The following is a 20,946-nucleotide window of genomic DNA, read 5'->3' on the forward strand; positions in this document are numbered from 1 at the left end:
GCACCCCGAGGAAGACGGCCCGTGCCGCCTCGGCGCTCCGCGGGTCKRCKGCGGGCAGACGGTCKCGACCTGCACGTCGACGTCATCGGCCACGCGCCGGAGGGGACGACTGAGGAGTTCGCGGGACAAGGCTTCACCTTCCTCGGCTACGTCGACGACCTGCGCGATGCGCTGGCGGGGCACCGGATGTTCCTCTCCCCCGTGCTCTCGGGCACGGGTGTGAAGACCAAGGTGCTCGACGGCATGAGCGTGGGCCTACCGGTCGTCGCGACCTCGCTGGGCGTCGCCGGGGTGCCGGTCACCGACGGGGTCGAGGCCCTCGTGGGCGACACCCCGCGGGCCTTCGCCGACCACGTGCGGGCCCTGCACGACGACCCCGACCTCGCCGAGCGGATCGGCACCGCCGGGCGCGTGCTGCTCGCCACCCGGATGCACCCCGACCTCGTCGCCGACGCGTGGGCCGCCGTGGCCCGCCGCGCCCTCGCCCCCAAGGACGCCCGATGACCGACCTGCTCACCCCGACCACCATGGCCGGGCGCACCGTGACCCCACTCGGTCTCGGGACCGCGCGGTTGGGCGCGGTCTGGCAGCGACGCGGGCTGCGCGCCGGCCTGGCCACGGTGCACACCGCCCTCGACCTCGGCGTCACGCTCGTCGACACAGCCGACTGCTATGCCCGCGGCATCTCCGAGCGGATCGTCGGGCGTGCGGTCGGCGCCCGCGACGACGTCGTCGTCATGACCAAGGTCGGCCTGCTCAAGACGCCGCTCGCCCTGCGTGACGCCGCGGCCGCCTCCGGGCGACGTGCGTCCTTCAGCGGTCTGCGACAGGGCCCGGAGAGCGACCGCAGCTACCACCCCGACTACCTCCGGTCGGCGGCGCGCGCCTGCCTGCGCCGGCAGGGCCGCGAGGCGCTCGACGTGCTGCTGCTCCACGAGCCGGGCGCGGGCGACCTCAACCCAGAGGTCGCCGCAGCGATGGACGGGCTCGTCACCGACGGCCTCGTGCGCCAGTGGGGCGCCTCCGTCCGCGACGTCGACGCAGCGCTCGCCGCCATCGCCCTGCCCGGGCTCTCGTGGCTGCAGGTGCCGGTCAACGCCGGTGACACCTCCGTGGCCGATGCCCTCGCCGACCACCCGCGCGAGCGCGACGTCGCCGTGATCGCCCTGGGCGCCCTCGGCGACGGCACCCTGCTGCCGCACGCGACCTCCGTGGCCACCCCGCCGCACGCCATCGCCACCCTCACCGAGGCCGCCGCGGCGCCCAGCCCCGTCGACGGCGTGCTGCTCGGCATGAGCACCCCCGAGCACGCGGTCGCCAACATCTCCGCCCTGCAGGCCGGCACCCCCGACGGCGTGGCGGACGCGATCACCCTCGCCGTCAAGGAGCCCGCATGAGCATCGCCGACGCCCGCGACCTGCCGGCCGGCGCGCACCTCACCGCGACCGTCGCCATCATCGGCAGCGGCCCGGCAGGCACGACGCTCGCCCTCGAGCTCGCCCGCTACGGCATCGACGTGCTCGTGCTCGACGGCGGCGGCCTCACGCCCGACAAGGCGACGCAGGACTCCCTTCGCGGGGACGCGGCGAGCCAGCAGGTGGAGTCGATCGACAAGGTGCGCGAAAAGCGCGTCGGCGGCACGAGCCACCGGTGGGGCGGGCGGACCTACCCCTTCGACACGACGGAGTTCGACGGGCTCGCGGGGTCGGCCTGGCCGATGACGCGCGACGAGCTGCTCCCCTACTACCGGCGGGCGGCGCACCTGCTCGAGCTCAACCGATTTGAATGGACCGCCGCCGAGGCGATCGACGGCGCGCCGCAGCACCTGCTCGGCGCCCGCTCCGACGTCGTCGACGACGAGGCGATCTGGCGGTGGAGCCCGCCGACGAAGTTTGGCGAGGTCTTCCGCGACCGGCTCGGCGACTCCCCCACCGTCCGCCTGCTCCACCACGCCAACGTCACCCGGCTCGTGCGGGACGAGAGCGGACGCATCGGTGAGATCGAGGTCTCCCCCGTGCCCGGCCGGCGGGTCACGGTGACCGCCGAGACCGTCGTCGTCGCCGCCGGTGGCCTCGAGACGGCCCGCCTGCTGCTGCACAGCGGCATCGGCACCGAGCACGACCAGGTGGGGCGGCACTACATGATCCACCCCATTGGTGAGGTCGGGCGGCTGACGCTCACCGACCCGGCGAGCGCGCCGACCGTGGCGACCTTCGCCAAGTCGCACGACGGGGTGTGGGTGCGACGCCTGCTGCAGCTGCGCGACGAGGTCCGCCGGGAGCACCGGCTGCTCAACATGGGCTTCGCCGTCTGGTACCTCGACCCCCGCGACCCGACCCACGGTGATGCGCTGCTGTCGGCCTTCGCCCTGGCGCGCAAGGCGCTCTTCCACACCGGGGGCTTCAAGGCGAGCGGCATGCACCGTCGCTACGCCGAGGGTGGCGACACCGCGGCCCACGTGCGCAACCTCGTCGGCGACCTGCCGGGTCTGGCCCGGTTCGCCGTGCGATTCACCCGCGACCGGTGGATCGACCCGCGGCAGCGTGCCTCCTTCACCCAGGTCTCGCGCACCGGCGAGTACCGCATCCGATTCGACGCAGAGCAGTCACCCGACCCGGACAACCGGGTCACCCTCTCCGACGAGAGGGACGCCTGGGGTGTGCCGCGGCTGCACGTCGAGCACCGCGTCAGCGCGGCGGACCGTACCAACATGCACCGGTCTCTCGAACTGCTCGCCGAGGGCATCAACGCGACCGGTTGGGCCCGCTACACCCCGCCCACGCTCGACGAGATGCTCGCGGCGCCGATGATCGACGGCACCCACCAGATGGGGCTCACACGGATGGGCACCTCGCCGGCCGACAGCGTCGTCGACACCGACCTGCGGGCCTGGGGGGTCGACAACCTGCACCTGGCGACGAGCGGGGTCTTCCCTACATCGGGCATGGCCGGCCCGACCCTGACGATCGTGGCTCTGTCCATGAGACTGGCCGACCACCTGTCGAGACGATCCACCCGTTGTCGCTGAACGTCAGGTGAACATCCGCTCGAAGTCGACGATGCCCTGCACCGCAGCGTCGACCTCGGCGGCCATCGCGTCGAACACCTCCTGCGGCTGCCGGTAAGGGTCCGGGATGTCGTCGACGCCCTCGTCGACCCGGCTCAGCCCCCGCTCACGAGCGAGGTGGCCGGGCAGGGCCGCCCAGCGCTCCTCGGGTGATGTGAGCCCCGCGAGGCGCTCGGTCCACGGCTGTCGGGCGTCGGCCGACGCGAGCAGCCGGGCCATCTCCTTGAGCGTGTAGGTCCGCTTGAGCAGGCGCGGCGCGTAGGAGAGGACGAGCTTGCGGTGGGCGATCTCCAGCGGCAGGACGAGGTCGATGTCCGCGAGATTGCGCTCGGAGATCTGCCGTGCGGCAAAGGGGGTGTGGTCGATCCCTCGCGCGTCGAGGATGCGGGCGGAGCCCGGGTCGACGGGGTGGTCGACGAGGGCGCCGGTCCCCGTACTGGAGACCTCGAAGGTGCCGGGCCGCACCTCGTCCAGGGCGCGTTGCAGGGTGAGCTGGGCGAAGGGAGACCGGCAGATGTTGCCGGTGCACACGGTCATGATGCGCACGGTCATGGGCACATCATGACCACCTCGGCACTGCGGCGGAAGACCCTCCCGATCTGTGTCACACTCACTCGGTGACAACGGCACGTGCTGGTTGTCACAAGGGACGAAAACGCCGCCAGATGTTGACCCCGGGAGACCAGGACACGTGGAACTGCAGGACTACCTGAAGATCCTGAGGAAGCGATGGTTGACCATCGCCATCACCACGCTGGTGGTCGTCGGGTTGGCGGCCCTGCTCACCACCCTGCAGACGAAGCAGTACTCGTCGAGCACGCAGTTCTTCGTCTCGGTCTCGGGTACCGGTGACACGGCTCAGCTCCAGCAGGGCAGCACCTTCACCCAGGAGCGGGTCAAGTCGTACGCCCAGCTGCTGACGACGCCGCGGGCCCTCAACCCGGTCATCGAAGAGCTGGGGGACGACACGACGGCCGGCGACCTCGCGCGCAAGGTGCAGGTCACCACCCCGCCCGACACCGTGCTGCTCGAGGTGTCGGTCACCGACACCGACCCTGCGCGCGCTCAGGAGATCGCCCGGGCGATCGGCGAGACCTTCCCCAAGGTCGTCAGCGACATCGAGCGACCCTCCGGCAGCAACCGGTCCCCGATCAAGATCTCGATGGTCAAGCCGGCGACGACGAGCAGCACCCCGGTCAGCCCGGTCCCCGTGCGCAACCTCGCGCTCGGCGTCGTGCTCGGCTTGCTCGTCGGGTTTGGCCTGGCGGTGCTGCGCCACCTCGTCGACACGACGGTGCGCACGGCCGACGACGTCGAGGACATCACGGAGGAGCCGATCATCGGCTCGGTGCACCACGATCCGCGCGCGGCCAAGGAGCCGCTCATCGTCGAGTCGGACCCGTCGTCGCCGCGGTCCGAGGCATTTCGCGCGCTCCGCACCAACCTCATGTTTGTCAACGCGGCGAGCCACCCCCGCACGATCCTGCTCACCTCGTCGATCCCCGGCGAGGGCAAGTCGACGACGATCGCCAACCTCACCCTCGCCCTCGTCGAGTCGGGGTCGCGTGTCTGCCTCGTCGAAGGCGACCTGCGCCGCCCGCGGCTGCTCGACTACCTTGGCCTCGAGGGCTCAGCCGGCCTGACCGACGTGCTCATCGAGCGCGCCACCCTCGACGACGTGCTGCAGCCCTATGGCATCCACGGACTCGAGGTCATCGGTGCCGGCGCGATCCCGCCCAACCCGAGCGAGCTGCTCGCGTCCGAGGCGATGAGCCGGGTACTCACCGTGCTCAGCGCCCGATTTGACTACGTGCTCATCGACACCCCGCCCGTGCTGCCCGTCACCGACGCGGTGGTGCTCAGCACCAAGGTCGACGGCGTCATCGTGCTCGTCGGATCCCAGGTCGTCCGCAGCGAGCAACTCGAGGCCAGCCTCGAGGCGCTCGGGGCCGTCGACAACCACCTGCTCGGGCTCGTGCTCAACCGCGTCAGCACCTCGGGCGGAGGTTATGGCGCGGGGTACTACGGCTACTACCACCCGGAGAGCCACCCGACCTCGCGCACGGCGCGCAAGCAGGGCGACCGCAAGCTCATCGGCAGGAGGCAGGGGTGACCGCAACGCCCGGGGGGGCTGCTCAGAGGTTCCACCTCAACCGCTGGTCGTGGGCCGGCGTCGACCTCGGCGTGCTCTTCGCTGCGGCCTTCTTCGCAGCGTGGTTGCGCTACGACTTCGATGTCGAGCTCGCCATCACCCTGCCCGTGCTCAAGCTGGCCCTCATCGCCGCCGTCGCGCACCTGATCATCGGTGGCTTGATCGGGCCCTACGCCGTCGGGCACCTGCGCGGCTCCTACGAGGAGATCATCGACATCGGCAAGACGGTGCTGCTGTGGATGGCACCGCTGCAGGTGCTGTCTCTGGTTGGGCCCCTCGACCTCGGCCCGCGTTCCCTCCCCTTCACCTCGAGCACCATCGCCGTCCTCGGCATGTTTGGCGCGCGCTTCGTGCTCCGGGCGAGCAGGAGCCGTAGCCGCAGAGATCGCCTCCCCGAGGTCCGTGTGCTCGTCTTCGGCGCGGGCGAAGGGGGCCGCCAGCTCGTCCGTGCGCTGGTGCGGGACAAGAGCGAGACGATGACCCCGGTCGGTCTGCTCGACGACGACCGACGCAAGCGCCGGATGCGCATCGACGGGGTCCGCGTGCTGGGCACCCGCGATGACCTCGCAGCCGTGGCTGCCGAGACCGAGGCGACCACTCTGGCCATCGCCGTCCCGAGCGCGAGCCCCGATCTCGTCAAGACGCTGCGCTCTTCAGCTCAGGATGCGGGTCTCGAGACGCTGATCCTCCCCCGGACGCACGAGATCCTGGGTCGCGTCGGTGGCGGTGACCTGCGCAGCCTCGACCTCGCCGACTTCCTCGGCCGGCGCCCCATCGAGCTCGACGCCTCCGCGATCGCCGACACGATCTCGGGCAAGGTCGTGCTCGTGACCGGCGCCGGCGGCTCGATCGGCTCGGAGCTGTGCCGGCAGATCGACAAGTTCGGTCCGAAGAAACTCGTCATGCTCGACCGTGACGAGTCCGCTCTCCATGCTGTCCAGCTCTCCGTGACCGGCCAAGGCCTCCTCGACACCGACGACGTCGTCCTGGGCAACATACGCGATGCGGCCCGCATGCTCGCGGTCTTCGAGCACCACCGACCCGACGTCGTCTTCCATGCCGCCGCCCTCAAGCACCTACCCCTGCTCGAGATGTACCCGCAGGAGGCCTGGCAGACAAACGTTCTCGGCACGCTCAACGTGCTGCGGGCCGCCCATGCCGTGGGTGTGAAGACCTTCGTCAACGTGTCGACGGACAAGGCGGCCAACCCGTGCTGTGTGCTCGGGTACAGCAAGCGCGTCACCGAGCGGCTGACCGCGGACTTCGCGGCCAAAGACGACAACACCTACGTCAGCGTCCGATTCGGCAATGTCCTCGGCTCACGGGGGTCGGTCATCACTGCCTTCACCAAGCAGATCGAGCAGGGCGGCCCGGTGACGGTGACCCACCCTGACGTCGAGCGCTACTTCATGCTCATCCCCGAGGCCTGCCAACTCGTGCTCCAGGCCGCCGCGATCGGTCGCGACGGGGAGGTCATGGTGCTCGACATGGGCGAGCCGGCGAAGATCCAAGACGTCGCGACAACCCTCATCGAGCTCTCGGGTCGCAACGACATCGAGATCGTCTACACGGGCCTGCGCCCCGGAGAGAAGATGTCCGAGGAGCTCTTCACACCGGGCGAGACGATCCAGTCGACCGACCACAGTTTGGTAAACAGCGTCGATGTCCCGCGCATCGACTCGGAGCAGGTCGGTCGGACGGTCCACGGCGACGCGGCTGCGTCCGCAGAGTGGATGCGCATGGCTGCCGCACCTAGCCCTGAAAGACTTGAAGCATGAGCGAGCGGATCCTCATGTCCCAGGCCCTCATCGGCGCGGCCGAGGAGCGTTACGTCCTGGACGCGCTCCGCTCCGGATGGGTCGCCCCTCTGGGGCCGCATGTTGACGCCTTCGAGCGAGAGATCGCCGAGCGTGTCGGTGTCGGGCATGCACTCGCGCTCAGCTCGGGCACGGCTGCGTTGCACCTCGCCCTGATCCATCTCGGCGCCCGACCTGGGACCAAGGTCGTGCTGTCGAGCATGACCTTCGCCGCCACGGCCAATGCCGTGGTCTACACCGGTGCGGAGCCCGTCTTCGTCGACTCACAGAGCAGCGACGGCAATGTCGATGCCGAGCTGATGTTGGACGCCGTACGGGCCCTCCAAGCTGAGGGCGAGACCGTGGTGGCGGCGATCCCCGTCGACCTCTTCGGCCGCCCCTGCGACTACGGGGTACTCGAGCAAAGCTTGGCAGACCTGGGTGTGCCCTTGCTCGAAGATGCCGCGGAGTCATTGGGCGCCTCACTGGACGCTCGCGCTGCCGGTTCCTTCGGCCGCGCTGCCGCGCTGTCCTTCAATGGCAACAAGATCATGACGACCTCGGGCGGAGGCATGCTCCTCAGCGACGACGCGGAGCTGATCGACCACGCCCGCAAGCTGTCGACGCAGTCCCGCGAGCCAGTGGCCTGGTACGAGCACACCGAGATCGGGTACAACTACCGACTGTCCAACGTGCTGGCAGCACTCGGACGAGGGCAGCTCGAGCGTCTGGACCAGATGATCGCCCGCCGTCGCGAGATCCGCGATCGGTACGCGACCGCCTTCGCCGACCTCCCACTGCGTTTCCTTGGCCGCGACGACGCCGGCCGAGACGACGCCGGCGACAACTACTGGCTGACCACCGTCGTGCTCGACTTCCCATTCCCTGAGGTGCGACGAAGGGGCCTCGAAGGAACCGGGGACGAGACACCTGCTGACAAGATCGTGTCAGCCATGTCCGACCAGCACATCGAAGTCCGTCACCTCTGGAAGCCGATGCACCTCCAGCCGGTCTTCTCCGACGCCCGCTCCTTCACCACCGGAGTCAGTGAGGACCTCTTCACCCGCGGGGTCACCTTGCCCAGTGGGCCAGCATTGTCCGACAGCGACATCGACCACGTCGCCGACTCACTCCACAGGAACCTCGCTCAATGATGCTCGGCATACGCTCGCTAGGCGCCCCCGTTCCACCAGCCCCCGACGTCTACTTCTCCTCCCTCTACGGGACCGCCTGCCAGATCGAGACCGGCGGGACATGGCACACCCTGACCGACGACAGCGGGGACTGGCAGCTCCCCTTCCTCGTGTCGTCAATTCCTGGCCAAACTGAGCTCTTCGATGCCTCGTCCCCCTACGGCTACGCTGGGATCGCGGTCAATCCGGACCTCCCGGCCAGCGACCAGCAGGCGATGTGGGAAAGCGCAAAGGGAATCCTCCGAGAGGCAGGCGTGGTCTCCCTCTTCTTGAGGCACTCTCCGCTGGTACACACCATGCCAGCTCAGCACCTAGGACAACATTTGACGGTAGTCCCAGACCACCCCACTGTCGCCGTGCCCATCTCAACCCCGGACGAAATGTGGAAAAGCCTTGAGGGCCGAAGCAGGACAGCTATCCGCAAAGCGCAGAAGTCTGGATTAACGAGCCTTGTAAGACCCGCCACGAAAGAGGACCTCCACCCACACGGCCCATTTCGTCGCCTATACGAGGCAACTATGCACCGCGTGCGAGCTAAAAAGGGGTACTTCTTCTCGGATATGTACTACGTTGCCCTTCTTGAGTCCCTAGGAAGCGACCTCCAACTTGTAGAAGTCCAGGATTCTCAAGGAAAGCCCGCTGCCGCCGCATTGCTCCTCCGGCACAACCAAACCCTGCACTACCACCTCTCCGGATCGGAGCCTTTACACGCACGTGTGGGAGCCAACAACCTACTGATCTGGCAGGCGATGCTCTGGTCGGCCCAGAACGGTCTTCGACGCCTTCACCTTGGGGGAGGCGTGGGGACCAATGATGCCCTCCTGCGCTTCAAAAAGTCGTTTGGAGGAGAACTGCTTTCCTTCGCTGCCACCGGACACATCATCGACCCAGCCAGGTATCAACGTCTTGTGAACCAGATGAGGAACACCCCGTTACCGACGTCCACATTCTTCCCAGCCTACCGATCGGGGTAACCACAGTGACGTGGTACGAGTCCAGAGGTAAACGCCTACTCGACATCGCAGTCGCTGGGGCGCTCGCCCTCGCTACCAGCCCAATTCATATCGTGTGCGCCGCCGCAGTCCGAATTACGTCGGGCTCACCCGTGTACTTTTGTCAGGAACGCCCGGGCTTGCACGGGCACCCATTCAAACTGATCAAGTTCCGCACGATGGAGGTTGGCACTCACGAACGCTCTGGTGGATACCCGCAACCTAATGCAATCACACCAGTCGGCAGTTGGCTGCGCAGGACTAGCCTGGACGAACTCCCGCAACTCCTGAATATTCTTCGAGGTGACATGAGCCTCGTGGGGCCAAGACCAGGCCTCCACTCACAGGCAATCCGCTATACGGACGAGCAGCGGAGACGCCTAAATGTGCGACCTGGACTCACCGGCTTGGCACAGATCGAGGGGCGAAATGCATCCCCGTGGTCTGCACGGATCGAGGCAGATCTTCGCTACCTAAGCAACGTCAGTCTCTGGAACGACCTGAAGATCTTGTTGCTGACCATACCCGCCGCTCTTCGAGGGGTAGACCAACACGTCGGTCAGACCCAGGCAGAGGTCGACGACCTGTCCCCAGTGCGGTTGGCCCCACCGGGGTGGCCCAAGTGAATCGGAGCATCGGAAGCTATTTTGAGGCACCAAGCAGCTCTTTCGTCGCCGACGTTCCCCAATATCAACATTGGCGCGACCAGCGTCATACCCTCGTCGCCCTTGGCAGGCAGGCACTCGAACTAGCAGCACAGAGGTTGCGCGCCTATGGCGTTTCAAAGGTGCACCTACCCGAATATTTGTGCTCGAGCATGTTACAGCCGTTCGAGAATCATCTACCTTGGTCGCTCAGTAAGCTAGATGAAGACCTTATGCCGTCTGTTGAGTCGCTAGTTTTAGCACATCCGCGAGAAGCAGTATTGATATGCAACTTTTTCGGCAGAGAGTTTCCCTCCGCGGTAGTCTCAGCAATCAACGATGCTCAGGAACGAGGGGTCATAATCGTCTCCGACATCACCCACGCCCCCTTCTCCCCTCCCGCATGGAGCGACGATTTAACCGTCATCAGCCTCCGCAAGACCCTGCCCATCGGAGATGGGGCGGTCATATACGGAGATCTAAGCCGTCCAACGGAGATCGCTGACGAGCTGGACCCACAGTTGGTGACTACGCGCCGCCGCGCCGCCGAGGCGAAGTCCCAAACAATTAGGACCGGCGGGGCGGCCCAAGAATCCCAGGCAACGATGAGAGGATTTGAGGAATACCTAAACTCCATTCAGGGAATCACCAAAATTTCCCGAGCAAGCGAGCAAGACCTCCAGTTTTTGCGCACGGAGGAAATCGCGCGAATCCGAACCGAAAACTCGACACACCTCCTCAACCTCCTTGGAGAGGTCCCGGGCGTTTCTCCCCTTTCGGGCTACACCAAGCATTTAGCGCCGGCGTTCGTCACCTGCAGGGTTAAACAACCTGAAACTCTTCAGCGGAAACTTGCACACGAGGAAATCTACTGCCCTATTCATTGGCCACAGCCGGCAAGACTAAAGAGAGCCAAGTGGCGAAATGACTTGATTTCTTTTCCGATCGATCAACGCTACGGACTGTACGATATGGAACGAATTGTTGACGCTGTCAGTAGACACCGGCAGGAGAACACATGATCTACGGGAAGCGAACTGCCCTGCGCCCCATCGAGACGTCCGATCAAGGTTTCGTCCATGACCTCAACGCGGACCCGGCAGTCCGCGGCAAAGTAGTCGGGTGGGACTGGCCATCGTCGCTAACAGCGCAGGAGCGCTGGTTCTCTCAGCAGAATGCTGGCACTACCCATCGTTGGCTGGTGACAACTCACGAAAATGAGCCCCTAGGACTCACCGGGATTTGGGACGTTGATTGGCACAACAGCCACGCCCTCACCGCGCTCAAACTTGGTGGGACGGCACCAATGCGCGGTCGGGGCTATGGCACCGATGCCATCATGGCAGTAATGGCTTTTGCGTTCTACGATGTCGGATTGACGCGACTCCACGGCGCAATCCTCGCAGATAATGAAGCGTCGAGACGCGCTTACGTCGATAAGTGCGGATGGTCCGTGGAGGGGGTGGCTCGCAAGCACATCTGGCGTCACGGATCCTTCGTCGATCTCCTTTACGTTGGCGTACTGAAGTCTGATTTCGACAACTTGGCCGATTCTGCCGACTACCGCCGCCTGATTGTCGAAGGCCACATTGGATGAAGCCGCAACGGGACCACGGTCGAGTCTTGTACCTCACCCAATGGTTCACACCCGAGCCCGTAGCTATCCCCAGGTGGATAGCCGACGCCCTCCGGCGACGTCATTGGGACGTGGAAGTCATCACGGCGCACCCAAATTACCCAACTGGCAGAGTTCAGGATGGGTACGACCCGCGCACCTATATGCGCGAGTTAATTAGCGGCTATCAGATCTCACGCGCGCCTGTTTATCCTAGCCGCGACCAATCCCCCGCACGCAGAATGCTCACGTATATTTCTTGGGCCATTTCATGCATACCCGTCACTCTATGGCGCTGCGCTCGCGCAGACGTGGTCCTTGTCTACTCATCGCCCGCGACTGCGGCTCTGCCGGCCATGGTGGCGCGGGTGATATTGCGCAAGCGATATGTTTTGTTTGTGCAGGACATTTGGCCAGACTCCGTGACTTCCTCGGGATTCATAGGCTCCCCGCTCTTGGCAAAGTGGGTGGCGAATGCCCTCTCGCGGTTCGTCGGCCTTTCGTACCGACTAAGTGACGCAGTGGCCGTCATTTCTCCGAGCGCGGTACTGGAACTGGAAATGCGGGGCGTTCCAGCAGGCAAGCTCGTATATGTCCCCAACTGGGCGGACGAGACTGTCATGCGCCCTCGAGCGAAGAAGGGCACGCTGGTCCAGGAGCTGGGCCTATCGGACAAAGATTTCCTACTCACGTACGCTGGAACTCTAGGCCCTTCTCAAAATTTGGCGACGGCCATCTCGGCCGTGTCTCTCGCACCCGGCAACGTTCATCTGGCCCTGATTGGGGACGGTGTTGCGCGCACAGCCCTACGGGCGCAGGCAGAAGATCTTGCGAAGGACAGGATTCATTTCATTGATCCCGTCTCACTTCACGAGGCCAGTGAACTAATGGCCGAGGCAGACGCGCAGCTGATCTCCTTGGCTGATGATCCGCTCTTCCACATGACGATGCCCAGCAAGGTCCAAAGTGTCTTGGCGTCCGGTAGCGTAGTAGTCGCTGCGGTGTCTGGTGACGCCGCAGAGGTTCTAGCGGACGCTGGCGCATGGCTGGCAGCGCCGGGAGATGTGCAGCAACTGAGCGACGCCATATCCGAGGTCGCTGCCCTGCGGGACTCGGACCTGGCTGCCGCCCGCGCACGTTCGCGCGCCTATTACGAAGAGAATCTCTCTGAGGTGGTCGGCGCAGCTCGACTCTCAGCCGTACTGGAATCCGTTGCAACGAATCGAGAGATTGAATATTGTGGTTAATCATTCATTAAGTGGCGCGACTCTCGTCATCACAGGTGGCACTGGGTCCTTTGGGAAGACGATGGTTCGACACCTTCTTACCGAAGGTGTTGGCAACATTCACGTCTTGAGCCGCGACGAGGCCAAACAGGACGAGATGCGTCAGTCACTTGCAGACCAGCGCGTCAAGTTCTTCATTGGCGACGTGCGCGACCGTCACAGCGTCGACGCGGCAATGGCAGACGCGGATTTTGTATTCCATGCTGCTGCGCTGAAGCAAGTTCCGAGTTGCGAGTTCTTCCCGGATCAGGCCGTGAAGACCAACGTTGTTGGCAGCCAGAACGTCATTGAGTCCGCACACGCCCACCGCGTGAAGTCCGTCGTGTGTTTGAGCACCGACAAAGCCGTCTATCCCGTAAACGCGATGGGGATGAGCAAGGCGCTCATGGAAAAGTCCGCCCAAGCCTTCGCGAGAAACACCCCAAACGCCTCCACGACGGTCTCGGTCACGCGGTACGGCAACGTGATGTACTCGCGCGGCTCCGTCATTCCGCTCTTCGTCCGTCAGATCCGTGAGGGCAAGCCCCTAACAGTCACCGAACCGCGCATGACACGGTTCCTCATGTCGCTCGAGGAATCAGTGGACCTCGTTAAGCACGCCTTCTTCCACGCCCAGCCCGGCGATCTCTTCGTAAAGAAGGCGCCTGCGTGCACTGTTGACACCCTTGCCAGGGCCGTCGCCTCACTCATGGGGGTCGAGTCCCCCGACATCCGCAGGATCGGGATGCGGCACGGCGAGAAGATGTACGAAACGCTCCTCTCGCCGGAGGAGATGACCAAGGCCACAGACCAGGGCGACTACTTCCGTGTGCCGCTCGACGCCCGGAGCCTGGACTACTCAAAGTATGTCGAGGACGGCGAGGACGACGTGGCTGCCGCTATCGACTTCGACTCGAACAACACGGAGCAGATGAATGTCGAGCAGGCCAAGACGCTCATCGCAGCTCTGCCCGAGATGCAAGCCGTCCTGGAGGGATTGGCATGAAGGTCGTCCTGACCGGTGCGGGGGGCTTCCTCGGCTGGCACACCCGGCTTCGGCTGCACGCACTCACCAACCATGAGGTGGTTCCAGTCGGGCGCACTGAATGGCAGGGCCTGACGTCGATCGTGGGGGGTGCGGACGCCATCATCCACATCGCCGGGGTCAACCGTGCCGACTCCGACAACGAGGTCCGGGAGGGCAACCTCTCTCTGGCCGCAGAACTGGCAGAGGCCATCACACGGGCAGGCCGCCCACTACGCGTCGTTTTCGCGAACTCGACGCAGGCCGGGAACGGCACGCCGTACGGGACCGGCAAGGAGGACTCGGCGCGCATCTTGCGTGAGGCGACGGAGGCAAACGGAGGCTGGTTCGTCGACGTCCTCCTCCCCAACATCTTCGGGGAGCATGGGCGGCCGCGGTACAATTCCTTCGTAGCCACCTTCGTCCATGCAACCGTCACCGGGGAGAACGTGACGATCAACGACAATCAGGTCGGTCTGCTCCACGTCCAGGATGCTGCTCAGGCCCTGCTCGACGGCCTGACCGAGGACGTCGCACAGCTGCGTCCCGCGCCCGAAACGCACGGAGTCCAAGAGGTCTGGGACCTCCTGCAGGAGTTCCACGCGACGTACGTGCCACAGGGCGAGATCCCGGATTTGTCGAGCAAGTTCCGGATCGATCTCTTCAACACGTACCGGTCCGCCCTCTTCCCGGAGCACTACCCGATCCAGCTGGTGCCGCACTCCGATCCACGCGGCGCCTTCGTCGAGACCGTGCGCTGCCGTGGCGGGGAGGGACAGACCTCCTTCTCCACGACCGTCCCGGGCATCACGCGCGGTGAGCACTACCATCTGTCGAAGATCGAGCGCTTCGCGATCATCCGGGGCAAGGGCACGATGGAGCTTCGCAAGATGTTCACCGACGAGGTGCTCACCTTCGAGGCCGACGGAGAGTCACCCGTCGCGATAGACATGCCCGTCGGTTGGGTTCACAACATCACCAATACGGGTGACGAGGTGCTCTTCACCCAATTCTGGAGCCACGAGCTCTTCCGCTCAGAGGCCCCTGACACATTCCCCGAGCCCGTTCGCCCGCAGGAGTAGCAGCCATATGAAGGTCATGACCGTCGTCGGCACCCGACCCGAGCTCATCCGCCTCTCGCGGGTGCTCCTAAGGCTCGACAGGACAGCGGGTGTCGAGCACGTCTTGGTCCATACGGGGCAGAACTACGACTACGAACTCAACCAGGTCTTCTTCGAGGACCTCGGCATCCGCAAGCCCGACCACATGCTTGGGGTGGACACCTCGTCCCTGGGTGCGGTCCTCGGGGGGACGCTCGTCGCCGTCGAGGCCGTCATCCGGCACGAGCAGCCCGACGCGCTCCTCGTGCTGGGCGACACCAACTCGTGCATCGCCGCGCTCATGGCCCGGCGGATGAAGGTGCCCGTGTACCACATGGAGGCCGGCAACCGCTGCTTCGACCTCAACGTCCCCGAGGAGACCAACAGACGGCTCGTCGACCACGTCGCCGACTTCAACCTTGTCTACACCGAGCACGCACGACGCAACCTTCTGGCCGAGGGCTTGCACCCCCGTCGGATCCTCAAGACGGGTTCGCCGATGCGTGAGGTGCTCGATGCCTACCGCGCCGAGATCGACGCGTCAACGGTGCTTGCGGACAAAAAGCTGTCCCAGGGCGGCTACTTCCTCGTCAGCGCACACCGCGAGGAGAACGTCGACTCACCCGAACGACTCCGGATGCTCCTCGCGTGCCTCACGGCCGTGCACGACTCCTTCAGGCTCCCGGTCTTCGTCTCCACACACCCACGGACGCGCAAACGCCTCGAAGAACTCCCTGGCTGGTCGGAGCCTCAGGGCATTGTGTTTAGCGACCCCCTCGGGTTCCATGACTACAACAAACTCCAGCTCTCTGCCGCCTGCTGCCTTAGCGACTCGGGTACGATTGCTGAGGAGTCATCAATTTTAGGGTTTCCAGCCGTTACACTTCGCGACTCTATCGAAAGACCAGAGGCGCTCGACACAGGTGGCATCATGATGACTGGCCTCAAGTCCAGCGACGTCGTCCGCGCGGTTCGCGTTGCAATGGATTCGCCTTCAAACAGGCAGGGGGTTAGTCAAATCACTCCCGACGATTACCTCGTCACCAATACTAGCGAACGCACAGTAAACTTCATCCTGTCCACTGCGGGCCGCCATCACGCTTGGGCAGGAATTCGACAATAATGCAACGCATTACCATAACTTCCCACTTCTTTTTGGCCGGCGCACGCAGCTGGCGGTCCGATCCGCAGTGTCAAAGCACTGATAGACAACTTCGACCGCCCAGAGGACCTTGAGGTCATCACGTCCGACCGCGATTTGGACGGCCCCTTACCGGGAACAATCCCGACCCAGGTGTGGGCACGACTCGGAGTCGTTCCGGTACTGCGAACTAGGCAGTTGCATCAACTCACCCGAGAATTCACATTGCGGGCGCGTCGTGGCGATCTGCTCTATGCAAATTCCTTGTTCGACCTTCGCTACTCCATCCTCCCGTCCATCCTCTGGGTCATCTGGGGAAAAGGCAGCAATATAGCGCTAGCTCCGCGCGGTGAACTGCACCCGGGGGCATTGGCCATCAAGGCCCGCAAAAAGCGCCTTTTCATCTCATTGCTGCGCACGCTGGGCGTTCTGCGCCAGGTAACATGGCATGCCACGAACCAAGACGAATTGAATCACATACTCAAAGTCTTCCCTGGTGCGTCCACCCTTGTTTCAGAGAACCAAACGTTACTCGGCACGACGGCAACCCTTGGGCGCCCACCAAATAATCCTCGGCAACTCATCTATGCGGGACGCATCACCCCCAAAAAGGGTCTTGATATCTTAATCATATCCCTCGCATCGGTCGACACGCCAGCGGTACTAAATGTTTGCGGCGGCTTCCGTCAGGACGAGCGCGCGTATGCCGAAGATTGCATCAAACAGGCGAACCAACTACCCAGCCATATCGTAGTGAACTTCTTGGGCCCCATACCCCACGACACCCTTTTGGGCATGTACGCACAACACGATCTGGCAGTCACCCCGACCGCGGGCGAGAATTTTGGGCACGCCTTCGCCGAGGCGCTCGCCCATTCGTGCCCAATAATGGTTCCACCAACAACCCCATGGACTGCAACAGCGGAACGGTTAGGCACTCTGGTCCCTGATCTGGATCCAGAGAATTGGGCCCACGCAATCAGGCGCTACCTCAATTCCACCGATGCAGAAATCCTCTCCGCCAAGAAGGCCGCCGGGGCCGAATATGAGAGCTGGCACTCGATGGGCAGTTCTTCAAGTCATCTATTCGCTAGGCTGACCGCCGCAACCACGTGAAGCTCTCAGCCTCTCCCCAAATTAGAGCCCTTATCAGCCCTTTCGGATCCGCTAGTTCCGCCGCACTCTCTGCCTTGGCACTCATAGTCGCAGCCAATGGGGGGCAACTACAAGAAATTGCGGGGTACGCTTTTGGTCTGAGTGTGGCCGCAATAGCAGGAGCACTGCTCGGGGGCGGAACCACGCTAAATTTCGCGACCGGGTCGAATTCCACCCGACAGGCGGTGAGAAGGGTTCGTGCCCAAATTGTTGGCCCTACTACGCTAATTCTCTCATCCCTCGCGTCTATTGTCTTTGGCCATCTTTCGGGCATTGACACCTCTGCGGCATTAGGAGGATCGCTCGCTGGCACAGCCAATAATCTTAGCGAAATTGAAGTCGCATACCTGAGAGGGCTCCTTCGAACCCCTAGCCTCATTGCGGTTGACACGTTGACAAAGTCAGGCGCAGTCGTCCTGACGCTACTCAACACGTCCGTAGCGACAGCCATTGCCACAACGTCCGCGATCCGGTTCATCATTTTGCTGTACCTAGCATGGCACGACCCTTCACGGTCGGGACATCACCGCTTGGCCACCTGCATGCGCCTGGCCTATGACGGAGATTTGTTTGGAACTTCCCTGCTATACGCCCTGATCGACAGGTCTCCTTTCCTACTCATGCCCTTGACTGCACCCCCATATCTAGCAGGCGTCTACTCGACTGCAATGTCGATGCAACAAGCAGCGTCCGGCGCGCTCATATCCGCACCACAGACGTTACTTTCGGTACGAAGAGAGGCTGGCGCACAGCGTTGGATGCGGGGAGTTGAAGCGATTGCAATTGGGGCTGGCGACGGCCGGCGCTCTCTCGGCAGTGGTCGCCGGAGATAAAATCCAATCTCTCATGAGTCTTTCTCTCGCGGCTAACGACGCGGCGATCTGGGTTTACGTCTGGGCGTCCCTGCCAATTGCACTTTTCAATCGGACCCAGCACTTCAGGCTGATTCACTCCGGACGCAGGCGACACGTCTCTGCACTTCTGATGATGACTGTAATATCCCTCCTTGGCTGTGCGGCATTCGGTTTAGCGCACGGTTCGGCTAACATCGTATCCGTTGCGCCCTTGGCTGGGGAGGCAGTCGGACTAATCGCTTTAGTCACTGTTGTTCGACCAATCACGAAGGAGCACGCATGACGGCCACCTTGGTATTTTGGTTTGATAGCCCACCCCATGTGGAGCTCGGGGCTCTGACATCTTTGGCTCGTATCTGGCCTGCGGATGTCAAAGTTCTCCATTTCGAGGAGACCAGGAGTGAACGTCGGTCCCTCGGATGGTCCAATTATTCCGACGAAGGGTGGCCATTGGACTGGCGCAGGGTCGCAAAAGTAGACGTTGACGCCATCTTGCGCGCTTTCCCTCCAGGAGATGCCAATCACCATGTTTTTAATGGCTTGACGGGGAACGTCGGCAACGCTCTTCTACAGGCCACTCGAGTGGCACCACTCGCTGGGTTCACTGTTATGAGCGAGCGGCCGGGATCCTACGGACCGTTGGCTCGACGAGTGGCACGACGCCTCGGGATCCGGGCGAAGCATAAATGGCTACGCAGAAAGTTCGAGCCATCAGTTTCGCTGCTACTTCCGCTCGGACGTTTGGGAGTGGAGACTTTCCAATCTTATGGATGGCCAACTCACAAGATGGCGCCGTTCATGTACTGTCCGCCCGAACAAGCAACTAATCCCACGTTTCCCTCCATCGAGGTGCCGGAAGATGTCGTGAGAGTGCTTTACGTAGGGCGACTGTGCTTTACAACGAAGGGCACAGACACGCTGCTCCGAGCTTGGGAACTCCGTACCGTAAAAGGGGCAACACTGGACATCGTCGGAGACTATGGGCCCGACGCCGAAGCAGTGCACCAATGGGCTCCCAGATCCGACCACGTGCGGATGAGGGGAACCGTGCCAACCCGAGATCTCCTCAACGTGATTCAAGATTTCGACCTGGTCGTCGTACCAAGTGCTTTCGACGGCTGGAATGTGACGGTGAACTTGGCGCTACGGGCCGGGGTGCCCGTGCTTGCTACGCCGGACTCGGTCAGCGCGGACCTAGTCCACTTCAGTGGTGCGGGAGAAATATTTCCGACGGGAGATAGCGACGCATTGGCATCTTCGCTCGATAAGGCCGTCTCTGATCCAGCCGTCCTTCAGGCGTGGACCAGACGTGCGGAGGCGTATCGCGATCGAGTGTCACCTCAGACTGTTGGCGCCTACCTTGCTGGTTGCCTGGAGTTCTCCTTGGGGGTCGCTAAGCGGCGCCCAACGCCGCCGTGGGAGGCACCGCAGTGAGCAGGATCGTAATAGCAATATGCACCGTTCTAATCGGACTTTCCGCGACGAGCATTCCCGCGCTCACCCCATACAGCTTGTACCTACGCCTCTCGGCGGCCCTGATTTTGGGTGGGAGTTTCGTTCTTTCGCCCGCTAAAGGCTCGAATGATCGCCGAGCGCGCGGAATCTACTGGATTGCAGGTTTGCACGCTGCATTGTTGGTGACCCTTTTCGCAGTTCATCCTGCTGACCCCTTCCCCTTGGCTCGCCTGCTGGGGGTCCTACTGCTTTTGGGCGTGTCGTGGCCGCTGCATCGGAGCTATGAGGCGAGAGAAGTCGCAGACGGCATGTGGTCCGGAATATGCGTGCTACTCGTTCTTGGGATTGCCTTTACAGGATCAACCTCTATCGCATTCGAGCAAGGACGATTCCGGGGGGTCTTCGAGAACGCCAATCTTTTGGGCTTTGTTTCAGGGCTGCTCCTCTTTCTCGCTACTGTCCGCCAAGGGGGATGGACCAAGTTCGTCATGGTGATTGTCGCCATAGCCTCCCTATTGGCTTCCGCGAGTCGTTCCTCAGCGTTGGTATTCTTTGGCTTGATTGTTCTGCTTGGATTTTTCGCCGATAATCGCTTCGCTGTGAGATTTTCACTTGGTTTCACTGTGACTGCCGCAGCGATCGCGGCGTTCTACCCATCTATTCTTTTTGGGCACGATCTGTTTCGAGCCGGTAATTCGCGGATGCCTTCGATGGAGATTGCTCAGCTGGTTCTATCTGACAGCCCTCTCTTCGGCTATGGTTTCACGCGCGGTGGCGAAGTTATACTTGGCAACGTGGTTGCAGGATCCGCCTTCTCTTTCGCCATTATCGGAGGGCTCCTTGGGCTAACCTTTTTGGCGGCGACGTTCTACACCATGCTCCTCTCAAGCTGGAGGCTTTCGACCACGACAGGGTGCTTTGCGATCGCCCTTATCGCGTACTCCTTCTCTGAGGCGTGGCTTCTCACGATGAGTGGCCCCACCACGCTTCTTGCGATGATGGCCTGGCTCGCAATCGAGACTGGGGAGAAGAGGACTCGTAGTCGGGCTAGACGAACTGAGCCCCAATTCAGGTCGGTTCAGCGACGTTTGAGGCATTCCGTTCGTCCAGAAATTCCCGGTGCTCGTTACGGCGACCGTCGTGGATCTGCGACGGTCTAATCACCCGCCAGGTGCCAGATCTCGTACGCTTCTACACAATTGATTGGGAATCACGTGACCAGCAAGATCACCGTCGTCGGCACGGGCTACGTCGGCCTGTCCATGGCCGTCCTGCTCGCGCAGCACCACCAGGTCGTCAGCTTCGACATCGACGCAGACCGCGTCGCGATGCTGCAGCAGGGTCGCAGCCCGATCCACGACGAGGAGATCATCGACTTCCTGGCCCACCGGGAGCTCGACCTGACCTTCACCCTCGACAAGGACCGGGCCTACGCCGACGCCGAGTTCGTCGTCATCGCCACGCCCACCGACTACGACCCGCAGACCAACTAC

At 63.2% G+C, this 20,946-nt stretch carries 18 protein-coding genes and 1 pseudogene; 18 read left to right on the forward strand and 1 reads right to left on the reverse strand.

The features are described 5' to 3' along the window. The 3 genes from B277_RS07620 to B277_RS07630 all read left to right on the forward strand — a co-directional run. Positions 1-504 (forward strand): glycosyltransferase family 4 protein (locus B277_RS07620; RefSeq protein ID WP_156811756.1); only part of this gene is annotated, 504 nt, incomplete at its 5' end. After that, complete coding sequence (locus B277_RS07625) at positions 501-1,397, forward strand: aldo/keto reductase (protein ID WP_007926909.1); 897 nt, start codon at positions 501-503, stop codon at positions 1,395-1,397. The genes B277_RS07620 and B277_RS07625, both read left to right, overlap by 4 nt. Further along, positions 1,394-3,028, forward strand: coding sequence for a GMC family oxidoreductase (locus B277_RS07630; RefSeq protein ID WP_007926921.1), 1,635 nt, complete (start codon positions 1,394-1,396; stop codon positions 3,026-3,028). The genes B277_RS07625 and B277_RS07630 overlap by 4 nt, the downstream gene beginning before the upstream one ends. 3 nt (positions 3,029-3,031) lie before the next feature. Here B277_RS07630 and B277_RS07635 read toward each other — a convergent pair whose 3' ends face one another. Further along, a complete protein-coding gene (locus tag B277_RS07635; protein ID WP_007926922.1) occupies positions 3,032-3,619 on the reverse strand; it encodes an arsenate reductase/protein-tyrosine-phosphatase family protein in 588 nt (195 codons plus the stop codon). Between the two features lie 139 nt (positions 3,620-3,758). Between B277_RS07635 and B277_RS07640 the strand changes: the two genes are divergently transcribed. From B277_RS07640 to B277_RS07670, 15 genes and pseudogenes are all read left to right on the forward strand, one after another. Then, positions 3,759-5,180 (forward strand): tyrosine-protein kinase domain-containing protein, encoded by a 1,422-nt coding sequence (locus B277_RS07640; protein WP_007926923.1) that lies wholly within the window; start codon positions 3,759-3,761, stop codon positions 5,178-5,180. Next, positions 5,177-6,997 carry a polysaccharide biosynthesis protein gene (locus B277_RS07645; RefSeq protein WP_007926924.1) on the forward strand — a complete coding sequence of 607 codons (1,821 nt, stop codon included), beginning with the start codon at positions 5,177-5,179 and terminating at the stop codon, positions 6,995-6,997. The genes B277_RS07640 and B277_RS07645 overlap by 4 nt, the downstream gene beginning before the upstream one ends. After that, positions 6,994-8,169, forward strand: a complete 1,176-nt coding sequence (locus tag B277_RS07650) for a DegT/DnrJ/EryC1/StrS family aminotransferase (protein WP_007926925.1) — start codon at positions 6,994-6,996, stop codon at positions 8,167-8,169. The genes B277_RS07645 and B277_RS07650 overlap by 4 nt, the downstream gene beginning before the upstream one ends. Then, positions 8,166-9,182 (forward strand): lipid II:glycine glycyltransferase FemX, encoded by a 1,017-nt coding sequence (locus B277_RS16745; protein ID WP_083853688.1) that lies wholly within the window; start codon positions 8,166-8,168, stop codon positions 9,180-9,182. The genes B277_RS07650 and B277_RS16745 overlap by 4 nt, the downstream gene beginning before the upstream one ends. Positions 9,183-9,187: 5 nt before the next feature. Beyond that, positions 9,188-9,826 (forward strand): sugar transferase, encoded by a 639-nt coding sequence (locus B277_RS20295; protein ID WP_007926926.1) that lies wholly within the window; start codon positions 9,188-9,190, stop codon positions 9,824-9,826. A 191-nt stretch (positions 9,827-10,017) separates the two neighbouring features. Next, positions 10,018-10,866: a hypothetical protein gene (locus B277_RS17440; protein WP_169330595.1), complete on the forward strand. Its 849-nt coding sequence runs from the start codon at positions 10,018-10,020 to the stop codon at positions 10,864-10,866. Then, positions 10,863-11,441, forward strand: a complete 579-nt coding sequence (locus tag B277_RS16755; protein ID WP_007926927.1) for a GNAT family N-acetyltransferase — start codon at positions 10,863-10,865, stop codon at positions 11,439-11,441. The genes B277_RS17440 and B277_RS16755 overlap by 4 nt, the downstream gene beginning before the upstream one ends. Continuing rightward, positions 11,438-12,706: a glycosyltransferase family 4 protein gene (locus tag B277_RS16760; protein ID WP_007926928.1), complete on the forward strand. Its 1,269-nt coding sequence runs from the start codon at positions 11,438-11,440 to the stop codon at positions 12,704-12,706. The genes B277_RS16755 and B277_RS16760 overlap by 4 nt, the downstream gene beginning before the upstream one ends. Next, on the forward strand, positions 12,699-13,730 hold the full coding sequence (locus B277_RS07655; protein ID WP_007926929.1) for an SDR family NAD(P)-dependent oxidoreductase: 1,032 nt from the start codon (positions 12,699-12,701) through the stop codon (positions 13,728-13,730). The genes B277_RS16760 and B277_RS07655 overlap by 8 nt, the downstream gene beginning before the upstream one ends. After that, complete coding sequence (locus B277_RS07660) at positions 13,727-14,830, forward strand: polysaccharide biosynthesis C-terminal domain-containing protein (RefSeq protein WP_007926931.1); 1,104 nt, start codon at positions 13,727-13,729, stop codon at positions 14,828-14,830. Before B277_RS07655 ends, B277_RS07660 begins: the two co-directional genes overlap by 4 nt. Before the next feature lie 7 nt (positions 14,831-14,837). Further along, positions 14,838-15,971 carry a non-hydrolyzing UDP-N-acetylglucosamine 2-epimerase gene (wecB, locus tag B277_RS07665; RefSeq protein ID WP_007926932.1) on the forward strand — a complete coding sequence of 378 codons (1,134 nt, stop codon included), beginning with the start codon at positions 14,838-14,840 and terminating at the stop codon, positions 15,969-15,971. 216 nt (positions 15,972-16,187) lie between these two features. Beyond that, positions 16,188-17,105: a glycosyltransferase gene (locus tag B277_RS16765; RefSeq protein ID WP_169330597.1), complete on the forward strand. Its 918-nt coding sequence runs from the start codon at positions 16,188-16,190 to the stop codon at positions 17,103-17,105. Positions 17,106-18,796: 1,691 nt separating this feature from the next. After that, a complete protein-coding gene (locus B277_RS20300) occupies positions 18,797-19,432 on the forward strand; it encodes a glycosyltransferase family 4 protein (protein WP_157986910.1) in 636 nt (211 codons plus the stop codon). Positions 19,433-19,674: 242 nt separating this feature from the next. Continuing rightward, positions 19,675-20,613 (forward strand): hypothetical protein, encoded by a 939-nt coding sequence (locus B277_RS17445; RefSeq protein ID WP_156811757.1) that lies wholly within the window; start codon positions 19,675-19,677, stop codon positions 20,611-20,613. Positions 20,614-20,667: 54 nt separating this feature from the next. Continuing rightward, a pseudogene (locus B277_RS07670) lies at positions 20,668-20,946 on the forward strand (UDP-glucose 6-dehydrogenase); the annotation flags it as partial.

This window comes from Janibacter hoylei PVAS-1 (assembly GCF_000297495.1).
Classification (GTDB): domain Bacteria; phylum Actinomycetota; class Actinomycetes; order Actinomycetales; family Dermatophilaceae; genus Janibacter; species Janibacter hoylei.